General features: G+C 27.4%; 13 protein-coding genes, 1 riboswitch and 1 other annotated feature. Of the genes, 10 read left to right on the forward strand and 3 right to left on the reverse strand.

Features of this window, described 5'->3' with window-relative positions; translation table 11 throughout:
* The first annotated feature begins 85 nt into the window (after positions 1-85).
* The 4 genes from adhE (at position 86) to JW646_RS13900 (ending at position 7446) form a co-directional block, all read left to right on the forward strand.
* On the forward strand, positions 86-2698 hold the full coding sequence (gene adhE / locus JW646_RS13885) for a bifunctional acetaldehyde-CoA/alcohol dehydrogenase (protein WP_228415478.1): 2613 nt from the start codon (positions 86-88) through the stop codon (positions 2696-2698).
* 104 nt (positions 2699-2802) lie between these two features.
* Positions 2803-3051 (forward strand) — a binding site (T-box leader).
* 66 nt (positions 3052-3117) lie between these two features.
* Complete coding sequence (asnA, locus tag JW646_RS13890) at positions 3118-4122, forward strand: aspartate--ammonia ligase (RefSeq protein ID WP_228415479.1); 1005 nt, start codon at positions 3118-3120, stop codon at positions 4120-4122.
* Positions 4123-4602: 480 nt separating this feature from the next.
* Positions 4603-5724: a GGDEF domain-containing protein gene (locus tag JW646_RS13895; protein WP_228415480.1), complete on the forward strand. Its 1122-nt coding sequence runs from the start codon at positions 4603-4605 to the stop codon at positions 5722-5724.
* 33 nt (positions 5725-5757) lie between these two features.
* Complete coding sequence (locus tag JW646_RS13900; RefSeq protein WP_228415481.1) at positions 5758-7446, forward strand: ABC transporter ATP-binding protein; 1689 nt, start codon at positions 5758-5760, stop codon at positions 7444-7446.
* Positions 7447-7498: 52 nt separating this feature from the next.
* On the opposite strand, the gene JW646_RS13905 is transcribed toward JW646_RS13900, so the two are convergent.
* Positions 7499-7957, reverse strand: coding sequence for a hypothetical protein (locus JW646_RS13905; RefSeq protein WP_074915118.1), 459 nt, complete (start codon positions 7955-7957; stop codon positions 7499-7501).
* Positions 7958-8162: 205 nt separating this feature from the next.
* Between JW646_RS13905 and JW646_RS13910 the strand changes: the two genes are divergently transcribed.
* Together JW646_RS13910 and JW646_RS13915 are read left to right on the forward strand one after the other, a co-directional pair.
* Entirely contained in the window at positions 8163-9287 is a 1125-nt protein-coding gene (locus tag JW646_RS13910) for a DEAD/DEAH box helicase (protein WP_228415482.1), read from the forward strand.
* A 35-nt stretch (positions 9288-9322) separates the two neighbouring features.
* Complete coding sequence (locus JW646_RS13915; protein ID WP_228415483.1) at positions 9323-10495, forward strand: ATP-dependent DNA helicase; 1173 nt, start codon at positions 9323-9325, stop codon at positions 10493-10495.
* Between the two features lie 52 nt (positions 10496-10547).
* Here JW646_RS13915 and JW646_RS13920 read toward each other — a convergent pair whose 3' ends face one another.
* Positions 10548-11018, reverse strand: a complete 471-nt coding sequence (locus JW646_RS13920; RefSeq protein ID WP_148556206.1) for a hypothetical protein — start codon at positions 11016-11018, stop codon at positions 10548-10550.
* Positions 11019-11263: 245 nt separating this feature from the next.
* Between JW646_RS13920 and JW646_RS13925 the strand changes: the two genes are divergently transcribed.
* From JW646_RS13925 to thiC, 4 genes are all read left to right on the forward strand, one after another.
* Complete coding sequence (locus JW646_RS13925) at positions 11264-12157, forward strand: SPL family radical SAM protein (protein WP_228415484.1); 894 nt, start codon at positions 11264-11266, stop codon at positions 12155-12157.
* Positions 12158-12221: 64 nt separating this feature from the next.
* Entirely contained in the window at positions 12222-12503 is a 282-nt protein-coding gene (locus JW646_RS13930) for a hypothetical protein (protein ID WP_074915122.1), read from the forward strand.
* Positions 12504-12826: 323 nt separating this feature from the next.
* Complete coding sequence (sstT, locus tag JW646_RS13935; RefSeq protein ID WP_228415485.1) at positions 12827-14053, forward strand: serine/threonine transporter SstT; 1227 nt, start codon at positions 12827-12829, stop codon at positions 14051-14053.
* 263 nt (positions 14054-14316) lie between these two features.
* A riboswitch (TPP riboswitch) is annotated at positions 14317-14418 on the forward strand.
* Between the two features lie 180 nt (positions 14419-14598).
* On the forward strand, positions 14599-15903 hold the full coding sequence (gene thiC, locus JW646_RS13940; RefSeq protein ID WP_228415486.1) for a phosphomethylpyrimidine synthase ThiC: 1305 nt from the start codon (positions 14599-14601) through the stop codon (positions 15901-15903).
* 69 nt (positions 15904-15972) lie between these two features.
* On the opposite strand, the gene JW646_RS13945 is transcribed toward thiC, so the two are convergent.
* Complete coding sequence (locus JW646_RS13945; protein ID WP_074915127.1) at positions 15973-17103, reverse strand: AI-2E family transporter; 1131 nt, start codon at positions 17101-17103, stop codon at positions 15973-15975.
* Between the last annotated feature and the right edge of the window lie 321 nt (positions 17104-17424).

A 17424-nucleotide genomic window follows, 5' to 3' on the forward strand; every position in this document is an offset into this window, starting at 1 on the left:
GTAAATATAAGGTATAAATATGCCAATAATCATCAAAATATAACAAGCTTAAATAAAATAATTATATTTGGTGAGGATTAACATAATGAATAAAGAGATAAAAAATACTGAAAATCTAAAAGAAAAAAAGAACGTAGAAAATATGATTGATGAATTAGTTAAAAGAGCTAATGTAGCCATGGAAGAAATGTTAAATTTGGACCAAGAAAAAATAGATAAAATAGTCCAAGCCATGGCAAAAGCAGGACTTGATAAGCATATTGAATTGGCTAAAATGGCTGTGGATGAAACTAAAATGGGAATTTTTGAAGATAAAGTAATAAAAAATATTTTTGCCACAGAATATATCTATAACAGTATAAAATATAAAAAGACTGTTGGAATTGTAGAAGAAAATGATGAAGAAGGATATATGATGGTAGCAGAACCTATAGGAGTAGTTGCCGGGGTAACTCCCGTTACTAACCCTACATCAACAACTATGTTTAAAGCATTAATATCTATAAAATCAAGAAATCCAATAATATTTAGTTTTCATCCATCTGCACAAAAATGCTCATCTGAAGCAGCTAGAATATTAAGAGATGCAGCTATAAGAGAAGGAGCACCAAAAGACTGTATACAATGGATAGATAAACCATCATTAGAGGCATCTAGTGAACTTATGAAACATAAGGGTACATCAATAATTTTAGCAACTGGTGGACCTGGAATGGTTAAATCAGCATATTCTTCTGGCAAGCCAGCTCTAGGAGTTGGAGCAGGAAATGTGCCTTGTTTTATTGAAAAATCTGCAGATATTAATCAAGCAGTTAATGATTTGATAATGTCTAAATCCTTTGATAATGGTGTTATATGTGCTTCTGAACAGGCTGTAATAATAGAAGATGAAATATACAAAGATGTTGTTTCTTTAATGAAAAACAATAAATGTTATTTCGTAAATGATGAAGAAAAACAATTGCTAGAAAATACTGTTATAAATAGTGAAACTAAATCATTAAATCCGAAAATAGTAGGTCAAAGTGCTTATACAATAGCAAAGATGTCAGGATTTGAAGTGGCGAAAGATACTAAAATATTGGTGGCAGAAATTAATGGAGTAGGAGAGGATTATCTTTTATCAAGAGAAAAGCTTAGTCCAGTATTGGCTTGTATAAAAGTGAAAAATTCAGATGAAGGTATAGATAAGTGTGTTGAAATGACAGTGTTTGGTGGTCTTGGACACTCGGCATGTATACATTCAAATGATGATAATATAATTTTGAAGTTTAGTAATAAAGTAAAAACAGGAAGGCTTTTAATAAACACTCCATCAAGTCAAGGTGCTATAGGTGGTATATATAATTCAAATATACCATCATTAACTTTAGGATGTGGATCTATGGGTAATAACTCTACTACAGACAATATATCTGCACTTAATTTAATCAACCTTAAAAAAGTGGCAAAAAGAACTACAAATATGCAGTGGTTTAAAGTTCCAGATAGAATTTATCATGAAATGGGATCTATTAAATATTTAGAAAAATTACCAAATGCAGAAAGAATAATAATAATTACGGATAGAACTATGGAAGATATAGGATATGTAAAGAAGATAGAATATCAATTAAGAAAAAGAAAAAATCCAGTTATGATAGAAAAATTTACAGCAGTTGAAGTAGACCCATCCGTAGATACAGTATTAAATGGAGCTAAGGAAATGGTTAAATTTAAACCGGATACAATTATAGCATTAGGTGGAGGTTCAGTAATAGATGCAGCAAAAGGAATGTGGCTATTTTATGAAAATCCACATGTGAATTTTGAAGATTTAAGACTTAAATTTATGGATATAAGAAAAAGAGTTTATAAGTTCCCTAAATTAGGTAAAAAGGCACAATTAGTGGCAATACCAACTACATCAGGAACTGGGTCAGAAGTTACTTCTTTTGCAGTTATAACAGACAAAGAGAATAATATAAAATATCCTTTAGCTGACTATGAATTAACACCAGATGTGGCAATAGTGGATCCTCAATTTGTTATGAGCTTACCCAAATCAGTCATTGCAGATACAGGACTAGATGTGTTAACTCATGCAATAGAAGCATATGTTTCTGTAATGGCAACAGACTACACAGATGCACTGGCTTTAAAAGCCATAGAAATGGTATTTAAATATTTACCAATATCATATAAAGGTGAAGACACAGCTGAATGCAAAGAAGCTAGAGAAAAAATGCACAATGCTTCTTGTATTGCTGGAATGGCATTTGCCAACGCTTTTTTAGGTATAAATCACTCCTTAGCTCATAAACTTGGAGCACAGTTTCATATACCTCATGGAAAAGCAAATGCAATTTTGTTGCCTTATATAATAGAGTATAATTCACAAATACCAAATAAATTTACAGCATTTCCTAAATATAAATATTTTGTAGCTGATAAAAAATATTGGCAAATTTCAAAAACACTTGGATTAAAAGCGAATAGTATTGAAGAGGGAGTTAAAAATTTAATCGAAGAAATAAGAACATTAATGAGGAAATTAAATGAACCAACAGGCATTAAAGAGTGTGGTATAGGAAAAGATGAGTATTTTTCTGTTATAGAAAAATTATCTTTAGAAGCTTTTGATGATCAATGCACCTCTGCTAACCCAAGATCACCATTAGTTAGTGAATTAAAAGAGATATACAGTAAAATATATTAGAAACAAGAATAATATTTTTATAATGAGAAATAATATTTTTAAAAATATTTATTGACAAATAATATTTATTCGTATAACATTACTATTAATTAGTTAAAAAAAGAATAAAAGCAATGAAGGGAAGAGTAATTATAGTACTGAGTTAAAGCGAGCTGGTTATGGTGTGAGTCCAGTACAAAGTATATAATGAAGAACCTCCCAGAGCCACTAACCGAAATCTAATAGAGAGTAGACTTAGTCGGAACCAAGCCGTTACCTACTTGGCGATGTATTATTTAGTACATTGAATGAGTTGAACTTTTATTAAAGTTAAATTAGGTGGTACCGCGGAAGTCTAGCCTTTCGTCCTATTTATTATAGGATGAAAGGCTTTTTTTATTGGAAAAATCACAATAATAAATCAAAAGGAGTGAAGTAATATGTGTTTAGTAATACCAGAAAGATATGAAACAAATTTAGGGGTTATAGAAACTCAGCAGGCAATAAAGGATTTAAAGGATTTTTTTGAAAATAGATTAGGAGAAATGCTAAAATTGACAAGAGTATCTTCTCCATTGTTTGTTTTACCAGAAACAGGTACAAACGATAACTTAAATGGAGTGGAAAAACCAGTTAGTTTTCAAATTCCTTACCTAAGAAAAGATGCAGAAATAGTACATTCTTTAGCTAAGTGGAAGAGAATGGCTCTTAAAAAATACGGATTCCCTGTAGGTAGAGGTTTATATACTGATATGAACGCTATTAGAAAAGATGAAGAACTAGATAACTTACATTCTTTATATGTTGACCAATGGGATTGGGAGCTTATAATAGATAAAGAAGATAGAACTATGGAAACACTAAAAAAAGTTGTAAGAGATTTATATAAGGTTTTTAAGGAAACTGAAGAACATGTTCATAGCATATATCCTGAGGTAGAATGCATATTACCAGAGGAAATAACTTTCATAACTTCACAGGAACTACTAGATATGTACCCTGACTTTAGTCCAAAAGAAAGAGAAAATGCTATTGCAAAAGATAAAAAAGCAGTTTTCTTAATGCAAATAGGAAAAGTATTAAGCAGTGGAGAAAAGCATGATGGAAGAAGTCCTGACTATGATGATTGGGATTTAAATGGAGACATATTATTCTATAATCCAGTATTAGATAGTGCTATAGAACTTTCTTCTATGGGAATAAGAGTAGATGAAGATGCATTAGAAAGACAATTAAAAGCAGCTAAATGTGAAGATAGAAAAGAATTAGATTATCACAAAGAATTGTTAGATGGAAAATTACCATATACAATAGGTGGAGGTATAGGTCAATCTAGAATATGCATGTTCTTTTTAAATAAAGCTCATATAGGTGAAGTACAAGTAGGAATATGGCCTCAAGAAATGATTGAAGAATGTAGTCAAGCGGGAATAACTTTATTATAATTTATAAATTTTTAATAAAAAATATTAGTAAATTTCAATAAAAACTCATATTATACAGCAAAAGTTTTACTTACATTAAAATTTGAAAATATGATGAAATAAGCTCACAACAAGTAGTTTTGATAACGTAAGACCAGTTGTCAAAACTACAAAATTTGAAAATATGATGAAATAAGCTCACAACAAGTAGTTTTGATAACGTAAGACCAGTTGTCAAAACTACTTTTTTGTAGGCGAAATATTAAATTTAATTTGAAATATGAGAAAGGGTATAATGTTTAAAATAGATGATTGTGTAATATATGGAACTGCAGGAGCATGTAAAGTGATAGATATATGAAAAATATAATAAATAAAGTAGTAAACTATATTGAAAATAATATTTAATAAATTTTGTAATACATTTTTCTATACGTTTGTATATAATTTAGATAAGAAAGTAATATAAAAGTAGTAATTTCTTACTACTGAGGGGGAAAAATGTATAAAAAAATTTTACCAATTATAGATTTAGATATAATTGTGGTTATTTTTTTGGTAGTTATGCTACATAAATATAAAACAAAATTTAAAATGGACGAAAAAATAAATAAAACTTATGTTTATATAATAATTACCACTATAATAATTATAATATTAGAAATATTAGATAAAATTTTATTATTACATCATAATACTATTCTTGTTCCTATTACAAAAACAATTAATATTATTGGTTTTGGATTATCTCCCATGGTATCATTTTTATGGATGATATATTTATTGCAATATTTTAACGTGGAGCTAAAATCAAAACTTACGATGATACCATTAATAATAAATTTTTCAATAAGTATATTGAGTTATAAATATGGTTTAATATTTGAAGTTAATAATCTAAACGTATATAGCAGAGGTACTTTTTTTATTACATCCATTCTTATAACATATTTTTACTTTATAACAAGTTTAATAATTATATTTATTAATAAAGAAAAAACAGAAGATAAAGAATATATAAATTTGATTATGTTTGAAGCTATACCTTTTATTGCAGCTATTATTCAAATATTTTTAAATAATCTATTACTTATTTGGGGATCTGTAGGAATCTCTTTAGTAATACATTACATATATCTTCAAGAAAAACTTTTAAGATATGATAATTTAACAGGTGTATGGAATAGGATGACGAGTGAACTATATATATATAATAATTTTATGAATAAAAATAGGCCATTTTCGCTTGTTTATGTGGATGTTAATGACTTTAAACTTATTAATGACACTTATGGTCATAATGAAGGAGATAAAGCTTTAATTAATATTGCTAATTTTCTAAAAGAGTATTTTAAAGGTATAGGTAAGATAGGTAGAATGGGTGGAGATGAGTTTATTATAATTATTTACAAAGAAAATGAAATTCAAATAAATAATATAATTAGAGATGTAAATCTTCAGCTGTGTAAATATAATGTTAAATTAAATAAATCATACAACTTAACTATAAGTACGGGCTATAAAAAATTTTATAATGATTATTCTCAAATTGATGATTATATTAAAGATATTGATGAATTAATGTATATAAACAAAGAAAAAATAAAGAAAAAATTACATTAGTCAATTGTTAGAAATACAGAGGGGAGAATATGTATGAAGGAATGCATTAAAAAAAATAAAATATTATTATTTATTACAATAATATTTAGTGTTATATCATCTATAACCATGGTAGGTGTATCATTATTACTACAATCAACCATAGACAAAGTAATGAATGGAGATATGGAAGGATTTAAAAAAATCTTAATTTTTACTTTAGTATATTGTGGAATTATGGGATTATTATATTTTATTTATGATATCCTTAGCAAAATGTTTATTAGGAATGTAACGAGAGAACTTAGAAGTAAAATTTTTTCAGGTATAATAAATCACAATTATAAAGATTTTAATTCTAAAAATACAGCAGACTATATATCAGCACTGACTAATGACATTAAATTAGTGGAAGAAAACTATATTACATCTTTATTATTGGTTTTACAGTTTTCAGTGGCGTTTATAGCAACAATAGGTATATTGCTATACTTAAGCCCCTTAGTGACAGGTTGCTTATTTGTAAGTATGTTATTAATCTTTATAGTACCAAGTATTTTTGGGAAAAAACTAGAAAGTAAACAGATGAACCTTTCTAATAAACTTACTTCATTTACTACTGTAATCAAAGATATGCTTAGTGGGTATGATGTTATAAAATCTTATAATTTAAAGAAAGATGCATTTGAAGAATTTGAAGGAGAAAATAAAGATTTAGCTAAGACTAAGTTTGAAGCAGATAAATTACTAGTAATAAACGAAACTTTATCTCAGTTACTTGGTATGGGAACTCAATTTATTGCAGTATTTTTATCAGCATACCTGGTTTTAAAAGGCAATATTACCATGGGGACACTGATAGCTATTGTTCAATTGTCAGGAAGTTTTATTCAACCTGTTATTATGATAATGAGCTATGCTCCAAAGATTACGTCTATGACTTCTGTAATAAAAAGGCTAGATGATATGTCTAATTATAAAGATAGTAGCTTTACAGGAAGTGAAGATCCTTCATTTGACAGATCTATAGAAATAAGTAATGTAAATTTTGCATATGAAGAGAATAAAAATATTCTTGAAAATGTAGATTTAAAAATAAAGAAAAATAAAAAATATGCCATTGTAGGTCCTAGTGGCTGTGGAAAGTCAACTTTGGCAAAGTTAGTTCTTGGATATTATGCAGACTACAATGGAGAAATCAAGTATGATGACAAAGAAATTAGAAATGTAAACATAGAAAAAATTAATAAGATGATTTCTGTAATTCATCAAAATGTATATATGTTTGATAAAAACATAAAAGATAATATTTGTCTATATAAGGAATTTTCATATGAGAATATAAGCAATATATTAGAATTAAGTGGTGCAGATAAATTTATTAATGAATTGGAAGAGGGATTGGATTATTTTGTAGGTGAGAATGGAAATAACTTATCTGGAGGACAAAGACAAAGAATAGCCATAGCAAGAGCTTTAATTCAACAGACGCCAATCCTTGTCTTAGATGAAGGGACTTCAGCAATAGATATGCAAACTGGATATGATATTGAAAGTAGATTATTAAATTTAGATAATCTTACATTAATAACGATTACGCATAAAATGAGTCAGGAATTATTGAGTTTATATGACGAGATAATTTTTATGGAAGGTGGCAAAATAATTGAGCAAGGTAGTTTTAATGATTTAATAAAAAAAGAAGAAAAGTTCTATGATTTTTATAAGTTGGAAACAGCATAATTAATTGTAAATAAAAAGTGATGAATTATAAGATAATTCATCACTTTTGTTTTTAAGATAGTTCATTTACTGCTTTTAAGGTTTTTGTTGGGCAACAAGTTTCATATATAATACTTCCATCTTCTCCAATGTAAGAATTATAAACTGTTAAATTTTTAATCAATTCACTGTAATGATATGCAAGTAAGCCTGCGTTATTAGGGGTTGATATTCTTACTACCTTTGTTTCATCAAATTTAAATCTGTTTTGTTTTAATATACTTCTTGTAATATTTACATCGCTTGAAGACTGAACATCATCTTCGCCTACTATAAATACAAATTTTAGTTGTTTGTTATTTTCTGATATATAAAATGCAGAAATATTTAAGTTATTTTCTCCAAGATCATTCAACAAGGCAGATAGGTATTCTTCGCTAGTATAAACAGTAAATTGAACTATAATAGAAGCATTAGAATTATTCACACTTGAAGGGTTAACTTTATTTATTAAATTTTTATCTTTATTCATAATTCACTGTCCTCCCTTGTAATAAAATTAAGACATATTTCTTTAATGCCTATATCCTATAATATGACACAATAGCTTTGAATGTTACATAAAATTACATTTATTAATACGTTAATAAATTTGTGCTAGTTTTAAATTTATAGTAAATTTGTATATAATAAGATAAAACATAGGTATTTATAAAAATAGGAATAAGGAAGTTATTATGAAAAAGATAAAAATATCAGTGACAAGCTTAGTTGAGTTTATTATGAAAAAGGGAAGCATAGACAACAGATTTGTAGGAAATATTAAAGCGATTGAAGGAATTAGAGGCCATCAAAGAGTACAAAAATCCTATGGAGATGAATACACCTCAGAAGTATCTATAAAACATAAATTTGCTTTTGATGAAGTAGAGATAGAAGTAGAAGGAAGAATAGATGGACTCTTAATTGAAAATGATAAAATTATAATTGATGAAATAAAAACTACCACGAAAGATCTGTTATTAATAGATGAAGATAGCTACCCACTTCATTGGGCTCAGGTAAAATGCTATGGATATATGTATTGTATTCAAAATAATTTGGACAATATAGATCTGCAAGTAACTTATTATAATATAGAAAATAAATCTACAAGAATATTGAGAAAAAACTTTCAACTAAGTGAATTAAAAGAGTTTTTCTTTAAATTAATTAATGAATATAAATTATGGGCTAATATGGAGAAACAATGGATGGAAACAAGAAATGAATCCATTAAAAATTTAAAGTTTCCCTTTGCAAAATATAGACCAGGACAACGAGAATTTGCAGTGCGAGTTTATAAAAGTATTGTAGATAGCAAAAAATGTTTTGCCATGGCACCAACAGGTACTGGAAAAACTATATCAACACTTTTTCCAGCTATAAAAGCAATGGGAGAAGAGAAAACTTCAAAAATTTTTTATCTTACATCAAAAACCATAACACGAGAGGTAGCTAATGACACTATAAGCTTGATGAAAAAACAAAATTTAGTTTTGAGAAGTGTTACAATAACCGCCAAAGAAAAAATATGTAAGATGGAAGAAACTAATTGCAATCCAGAATATTGTCCTTATGCCAGTGGATATTACGATAAAATAAACAGGGATCTTAAGCTAATTTTAAGTAAATATAATGATTTTAGCAGAAAAAATATTGATGAAATAAGTGAAATTTATAAATTGTGTCCCTTTGAATTATGTCTTGATTTAACAATGTTTAGTGATGTAATTATTTGTGACTATAATTATATATTTGATCCTAGAGTTTATTTAAAAAGGTATTTTGATGTAAAAAAACAGATTTTACATTTCTTGTAGATGAGGCACATAATTTATTAGACAGAAGTAGAAGTATGTACTCTGGAGAAATAAATCAAAATATTTTTATGAAAATGAAAAAAATAATAGGTAAAAAAGATAAAAGAATATTAAATACAATAAAAGAAATAGAAAAATATTTTATAGATAAATCAAAGGTATTAAATCTAATAAAAGAAAAACATATTATTGAAGAGGAACTGCCTAAATCTCTTATAGAGCTACTTAATATCTTAATGAAATTTATGGATGAATATTTATCAAGAAGCAATGAAGAAAACTCTGAACTACTGGACTTGTATTTTGAAGTTAATAAATTTTTATTTATTTCAACGTTTTACAATAATAATTATAAAACTATATATAGTGATGAGTTGCTCGGTACTAATGTGAAATTGTTTTGCGGAAATCCTTCAGACTTAATTATTGAAAAAATGAATAAATCCAAATCTACAACAATTTTCTCTGCAACTTTAACACCGTTAAATTATTATAAAGATATTTACGGCAGTGAAGATGGAGATTTTGTAATAAGTTTAAAAAGCCCTTTTGATGTAAAAAATAGGCTGATAATAATAGGAGATGACATTTCTACTAAATATAATAAAAGAGAAGATACAATAGAAGATTTAGTTGAATATATTAAAGTTTGTGTGGAAAGCAAAGTTGGAAATTATATGGTGTTCTTTCCATCCTATAAATATATGGAATTGGCTTATGAAAAAATTAAAGATAAATATGAAAAACTGAATGTAATCATACAAGAAAATAATATGAGTGAGGAAGAAAAAGAAGAGTTCTTAAATTTATTCAATAATAATAAAGAGACTCATGTGGGGTTTTGTGTCTTAGGAGGACATTTTTCAGAAGGCATAGATTTAACAGAAGATAAGCTTATAGGAGTTATTGTTGTTGGGGTTGGAATGCCGCAAATAAACATTGAAAGAAATATAATAAAGGATCAGTTAAATGAAAATAATAAAGGATTTGATTATGCATATGTTTATCCTGGAATGGCAAAAGTACTTCAAGCTGTGGGTAGATGTATAAGAACTGATAAGGATAGAGGAGTAATTTTACTCCTAGATAATAGATATTCAAATTATAGATATAAAAACCTTTTTCCACAAGAATGGAGTCCTTATATTAGGATAAAAAAGCCTGATGATATTAAGGGTTTATGTAAGGAATTTTGGGGTGATGAGTAAAGTAATATAAGAAAAACACTACAGATTGATAGTGTTTTTCTTATATAAAAAATTAAAATTGTAGTTTGTTTAATATACCATTAGTTATAATTTTTTTATTTTCACTAAAGTAAACAATCAATCCAGTATAGAACTTATTAGACATATTTAAGATATCTTTCATTTCTATTAAATTACCTAAAAATTCCTCTTTATCCATAGTACCAATAATATATCCTATAAAACACTCTAAGTAAGAAGTTGCTTTTTCTTGCCAGTTAGCTTCTTTTGATAAAGTAGATTGGATAAAAGGTGTTATACACATATATGTAGCTAATTCTCCAAGATCTCTTTCGTCATAGCTCATGAGATTTTCTTTTGACTTTATTTTAAAATCGTCAGCTAAAAATACTCCATTTAACAAATCAGACGTAACATTAATTATATAAGTTAGTATCTCATCATCAGTACTTTTTGTTAAAGAGTTAAATATAATATTATCACAATCAAAATCTTTATAATGAATTAAATTTTTTAATTTCATTTCATACCTCCAAGTTATTATAGTAATAATTATATAATGATTACCATATTTTGAGTATAAATATTATTGGTAATTTTTATTCAATTTCAAAAAATTATTTATCATATAAACATAATGAATTAATCTAATTATAAAATATATACAAAACATCTATTAATAAATTTATATAATATATGTTGACGTATTATATTTATGATATAATCCATAAATATAATACTTAGTAAAAAAGAAAGGATCGAAGTTTAATGGAATTTATACCAACAAAAACAATTATATCATCTTATAATGAAAATCCACATTGGTTTGGAATTAATTACAATATGAATATATATAAAGGTTGTTGTCATGGATGTATTTATTGTGATTCTAGGAGCAACTGTTATCAAATTCTAGATTTTGATAGAGTAAGAATAAAAGAAAACTCAATAGAAACAATAAAAAAAGAACTTCAATCTAAAAGAAAAAAAGGAGTAGTTGGAACGGGAGCAATGAGCGATCCTTATAATCCATTTGAAAAAGAATATGAACTTACTAGAGAAGCTTTAAAAATAGTTGATGAATACAGATTTGGAATAGGAATTGCTACAAAGAGCAATTTAATAACCAGAGACATAGATATACTGAAAAAAATACAAAGCCATTCTCCGGTTATAGTTAAAATGACAATCACAACCTTTGATGATGAACTGTGCAAAAAAATTGAAAGAAAAGTATGTACGTCAGAGGAAAGATTTAAGGCTATAAAAGAGTTAAGTGATAATAATATATATACGGGTGTATTGCTTATGCCGTTATTACCTTTCATTAATGATAATGAAGATAATATAAAAAATATTATAAGAAAAGTACATGAATGTGGTGGAAAATTTATTTTTACATATGGCATGGGAGTAACACTTAGAAATAATCAAAGAGAATATTACTTTCAACAATTGAGAAAAATATTTCCAAGAGAAAACTTAGATAAAATATATATGAATACATTTGGAGATGTATATGAAAACACCTCACCAAATGCAACTTATTTATGGAAAATTTTTAAATCAGAATGTGAAAAATATAATATTTTATATAAAATGGAAGATATTATAAGGGACTATAAGCATAATTATGAAAGAACTCAGATAACTTGGTTTTAATTATTGTTATATATATTTTTTTATGATATATTACAAATACAAATTTAGAAGGGAAGAAATATTAATGACAGACATAAAAGAATTTAATATAAGTGAAGAAGAACTTGCTGAAATAGAAGAGATTAAAGAGTTAGCACAAGGGTGTACAAATTACTTATTAGAATCTATAATAAATGCGGAAACAGGAGAGCAAATTGAATTAGAAGAAGATAATAAAAAAGCTATTTTTAAGTTGATTTTAAATAAAACAATGGAATTTATAGAAGAATACTCTTTTCCAAGTAATGAAGAAGATTTTGCAAAATATGTTGAAACTATGCTTACATATATGCAAGAAATACTATAGGTGTAAAAGGAATGGTTGAAAACCATTCCTTTTATTTTATATAAAATCAAAATAGAAATAGGATAAGGTTTTCACGAGGTGTTGCATGAAATAATAAAATGATTTTAAAAATACTATTTAAAATGAGAATTGACCTAGTTATAATATTGGTATACCAAGTGCTTAATTAATTATTATTTAATAATACATCTTCAAATAAAATTTAAAATGCTTGTATAATTATATGCTTGCAAAAATTTTTCTGTGAGAAATAAGGTTTTTTCTTGAAAACGTTGTCGAATAATGTTATTATAAATTCAAGAAAAAAACTTGGGGGAGAAAAAATGAAAAAACTAATCAACAAATGGAATAACATTAGCTTGGTAAAAAGGATAATTATTGGTTTAATAGTTGGGATAACGTTTGCTTTGACTATGCCAACACAATTAGCACCAATAGGAATTTTAGGATCATTATTCGTAGGAGCTTTAAAAGCTGTGGCTCCAATATTAGTATTTTTCTTAGTTATGGCGGCCATATGTCAGCATAAAGAAGGACAAAAAACAAATATAAAATCTATAATAACTTTATATCTTGTGGGCACATTAATAGCTGGTATTGTAGCTGTTGTGGGAAGTTTCTTATTCCCGGTAACATTAACACTTACTGCAGGAGCTGAAGGAGTGACACCTCCAGGAGGTGTAGGCGAAGTACTAAAAGCTTTATTAATGAATGTAGTTGACAATCCAGTAAATGCAATAGCAAGTGCAAACTATATAGGGGTGTTAACTTGGGCTGTTGTTCTTGGACTTGCACTTAAAAATTCATCAGATTCAACTAAGCAAGTAATTGTAAATGTATCTGACGCCATATCTCAAGCTGTTAGATGGGTAATTAATTTAGCTCCATTTGGTATAATGGGATTAGTATTTGATACAATAGCAACATCGGGAATAGAATCATTATTAAGTTATGGGCAATTAATAGCTGTATTATTAGGAAGTATGGCAGTCTTTGCTTTAATAGTTAACCCAATAATAACTTTTATAGCAATAAGAAAAAATCCATATCCATTAGTATTAAGATGTTTAAGAGAATCTGGAATTACGGCATTCTTTACAAGAAGTTCAGCTGCAAATATACCAGTAAACATGAAACTTTGTAAAGATTTAGGATTAGATAGTGATACTTATTCAGTATCAATACCTTTAGGAGCGACTATAAACATGGGTGGCGCTGCAATAACAATATCAGTTCTTGCTTTAGCAGCAGCTAATACTTTAGGAATAAAAGTTGATATAGGAACAGCAATAATATTATCAGTGTTATCAGCAGTGTCTGCTTGTGGGGCATCAGGAGTAGCTGGAGGATCATTACTTTTAGTACCGCTGGCTTGTTCATTATTTGGAATACCAAATGAAATAGCAATGCAAGTAGTTGGTGTTGGATTTATAGTTGGAGTTATACAAGACTCTGCTGAAACTGCATTAAACTCTTCAACAGATGTTCTCTACACTGCAGTGGCAGAATTTGGTAAGAGAAGGAAAGAATCTGAAAATAAAGTTGCTTAATAATTTTAAATTTGGATTAATATAGATAATAGGAAATATACTTAAAACCATATTGATATTTAAATCAATATGGTTTTGTTTTTACAATAAGGTTATTGCTTTTTCATCTGACCATAATTAGATAAAATTATTATTATCATACAAATACGAAAAATATATCTAAATATTTTATTGAAGAGGTTAATAATAAATATTTAAATATCTATATAAAAAAATATATAATGTTGAAGTCAATGTAGTATAGTGCTAGAATGAAATTAAAATAAAATATTTAGGGGAGCTATTGCTGAGATTGAATTTTTAAATTCTAAACCCGTTGAACCTGTTTGGATAATGCCGACGTAGGGAGATTAAATATTGTATATATTTTGTTTTAACATTTTATTGTTAATTACATTATTTATTAATTTTGATTAGAGGTCGTACATTTATTGTGCGACTTTTTATATTAAGAAAATCTTTCTTATTTGGTGCTATTGTTGCCAAGTTAAGAAAGATTTTTTTGATTAAAAATTTTAAAAAGATAAAATGAAAGGGGAAATGAAATGAGTTATACAACACAGATGGATGCAGCAAGAAAGGGAATAATAACACAAGAGTTAAAAAAAGTAGCAACATATGAAAATATGGATGTTAAAGAATTACTCAATTTAGTAGGAGAAGGCAAGGTTGTAATCCCAGCTAATAAAAACCATACTTCTTTAAAGCCTTATGGTATAGGTAAAAAATTAAAAACAAAAATTAATGTAAACTTAGGTACCTCTAAAGATTGTCTCGATACGAATGTAGAAATGGAAAAGGTTATGAATGCAGTAAACTTAGGAGCAGAAGCTATAATGGATCTAAGTTCTTTTGGAGATACTCAAACATTTAGAAAAAAATTAATAGAAGAGTGTCCTGCCATAATAGGTACGGTGCCTATATATGATGCAGTAGTATATTATAATAAGCCATTAAAGAAAATAACTTCAAAAGAATGGTTAGATATTGTTAGAATGCATGCACAAGATGGTGTGGATTTTTTAACTCTTCATTGTGGAGTTAACAAACACACAGCGAAAAGATTTAAAAAATCTAATAGACTTACTAATATAGTTTCTAGGGGAGGATCTATTATATTTGCATGGATGGAGTTAACAGGCAATGAAAATCCTTTCTATGAACATTATGATGAAATATTAGATATTTGTGCAAAGTATGATGTTACTATAAGTTTAGGTGATGCTTGTAGGCCTGGAAGTATTGCAGATGCAGGTGATGTATCTCAAATTGAGGAGTTAGTTACACTTGGAGAATTGACTACCCGAGCTTGGGCGAAAAATGTTCAGGTTATGATAGAAGGCCCTGGTCATATGCCGTTAAATCAAATAAAAGCTAATATGGAAATAGAAGAAACTGTTTGTAAAGGAGCACCTTTTTATGTTTTAGGTCCACTAGTTACTGACGTAGCACCAGGTTATGATCATATAACAGCTGCTATAGGCGGAGCTATTGCAGCTACTTATGGAGCGTCATTCTTATGCTATGTAACTCCAGCAGAACATTTAAGATTACCAACAGTAGAGGATGTAAAGGAAGGAATAATTGCATCTAAAATAGCAGCTCATGCAGCGGATATAGCAAAAGGAGTTAAAGGTGCAACTGATTGGGATAACAAAATAAGCGAGGCTCGAAGAGATTTAAATTGGGAGAAAATGTTTGATTTAGCTATAGATGGTGAAAAGGCAAGAAGATACAGAACAGAATCCAAACCAGAAAATGAAGATACTTGTACAATGTGCGGAAAAATGTGTGCAGTTAGAAATATCAATAAGATATTAAAAGGTGAAGATGTAGATATTATGGACTAATTAAAAAATACCTTAGAATAGGTTATAAAAATCTATTCTAAGGTATTTTTATTTCTTATGTTGTTTGTTTTATACAATATTGTTTAAAGATTCTTCTTGTTTGTTGTAAATATATCTTTTGAAGTAAACTAAAAGAACCCCAGTAACTGGTACGGCTAACAAAATACCTAAAAATCCTGTATATTTTCCAGCGAATGTTACAGCGAAAATTGTTAATATTGGTGGTACACCAACTTGTTTTCCAACAAAATGAGGTTCTAATATGGCACTTTCTAATTGTTGAACTACTATCATAACTACTAAAACTAAAATAGCTTTATTGATAGAGAAGAATAAGTTTGCAACAACAGCAATTATAGTACCTATAATAGGCCCAAAGAAAGGAATCATATTAGTTACACCAGCAATTATTCCTATAAATAATGCGTATTTAGAACCTGTTAATGCAAGCACTATAGTACAGATAATACCATAAATTGTAGAATCCATAGCTTTTGCTACTATATATACACCAACATTATTATCTAATATATTAAGAAATTCTTTTACTTTAAAATAATGTTGTTTTAATATTTTTTGGAAAAATAAACTTACAACTTTAATATATTTCTCCTTTGATAAAAGTAGATAAACTGAGATGACTATTCCTAGTACAATGTTTATAGTATAAGATACAATGGTACTCATTAAATTAATAATAAAGTTACTAACAGTAGATGCTGTAAAACTTGATATTGGAATTAGAACCTTAGTAATAAAATTACTAATTTGAGATTTTATATCTTGGTTAGTAATATCAAATTTAAATTGTGATGAAATATTGTTAATCAAATCTTGTGCCTGATCTATACCGCTTGGAATAGAAAGAGCAAGTTCATTAATATTAGATTTTATAACTGGAACAATAAATAACCATGAAAATATTAATATGACCAAAGTTATTCCATAAATTATTAAAACGGAAACCCCTCTTTTTAATTTAAACTTGTCCTCTAATTTTTTCATAGGTTGGTTAAGCATATATGCTATTATAAAACCTATAAAAAATGGTGCAAGTAAACTATTAAGTGCTTCTAAATTATGAGTAAAAAAACTAATTATATGATCGTGATTTTTTAGCACAAGTACTCCTGTAAATATAAGAAGTACAGGTATTACATATCTTATGGACTTAGTAAATTCTTCTTTGAAATTTTTCATTTTGAACTCCTTTCTTACAAATAATTGAAAAGACCTTCAGAAAAATATTCATAAAATGAGATGAATATTTTTCTGAAGGTCTTGCTAACAAGTTTTACCTTGCTAATCAACCGGGATATTATCCGTAATGACGGTTGATTAGCACAAATGTGAAAGCTACTCCCCTTCGAGAATTTGCATTGATAAATAATATAATATAATAATTTGTGTTTATAATCAAGTTAATTATTAACTTTTCAAACTAAAATACAAATAACATATTGTAAAGGGAAAATTACAATTTTACAGCTTTGAAACAAAAATAAAACCTTAGTTTAATTA

This window comes from Terrisporobacter hibernicus (assembly GCF_020809405.1).
GTDB classification, from domain to species: Bacteria; Bacillota; Clostridia; order Peptostreptococcales; family Peptostreptococcaceae; genus Terrisporobacter; species Terrisporobacter petrolearius.

Bases quoted from the DNA above. Each gene is read 5' to 3' on its own strand.
- adhE (WP_228415478.1), top strand. From the start codon at position 86: ATGAATAAAGAGATAAAAAATACTGAAAATCTAAAAGAAAAAAAGAAC.
- JW646_RS13925 (WP_228415484.1), top strand. From the start codon at position 11,264: ATGGAATTTATACCAACAAAAACAATTATATCATCTTATAATGAAAAT.
- sstT (WP_228415485.1), top strand. From the start codon at position 12,827: ATGAAAAAACTAATCAACAAATGGAATAACATTAGCTTGGTAAAAAGG.
- JW646_RS13920 (WP_148556206.1), bottom strand. From the start codon at position 11,018: ATGAAATTAAAAAATTTAATTCATTATAAAGATTTTGATTGTGATAAT.
- JW646_RS13945 (WP_074915127.1), bottom strand. From the start codon at position 17,103: ATGAAAAATTTCAAAGAAGAATTTACTAAGTCCATAAGATATGTAATA.
- JW646_RS13910 (WP_228415482.1), top strand. From the start codon at position 8,163: ATGAAAAAGATAAAAATATCAGTGACAAGCTTAGTTGAGTTTATTATG.
- JW646_RS13930 (WP_074915122.1), top strand. From the start codon at position 12,222: ATGACAGACATAAAAGAATTTAATATAAGTGAAGAAGAACTTGCTGAA.
- JW646_RS13905 (WP_074915118.1), bottom strand. From the start codon at position 7,957: ATGAATAAAGATAAAAATTTAATAAATAAAGTTAACCCTTCAAGTGTG.
- JW646_RS13900 (WP_228415481.1), top strand. From the start codon at position 5,758: ATGAAGGAATGCATTAAAAAAAATAAAATATTATTATTTATTACAATA.
- JW646_RS13895 (WP_228415480.1), top strand. From the start codon at position 4,603: ATGTATAAAAAAATTTTACCAATTATAGATTTAGATATAATTGTGGTT.
- asnA (WP_228415479.1), top strand. From the start codon at position 3,118: ATGTGTTTAGTAATACCAGAAAGATATGAAACAAATTTAGGGGTTATA.
- thiC (WP_228415486.1), top strand. From the start codon at position 14,599: ATGAGTTATACAACACAGATGGATGCAGCAAGAAAGGGAATAATAACA.
- JW646_RS13915 (WP_228415483.1), top strand. From the start codon at position 9,323: ATGTACTCTGGAGAAATAAATCAAAATATTTTTATGAAAATGAAAAAA.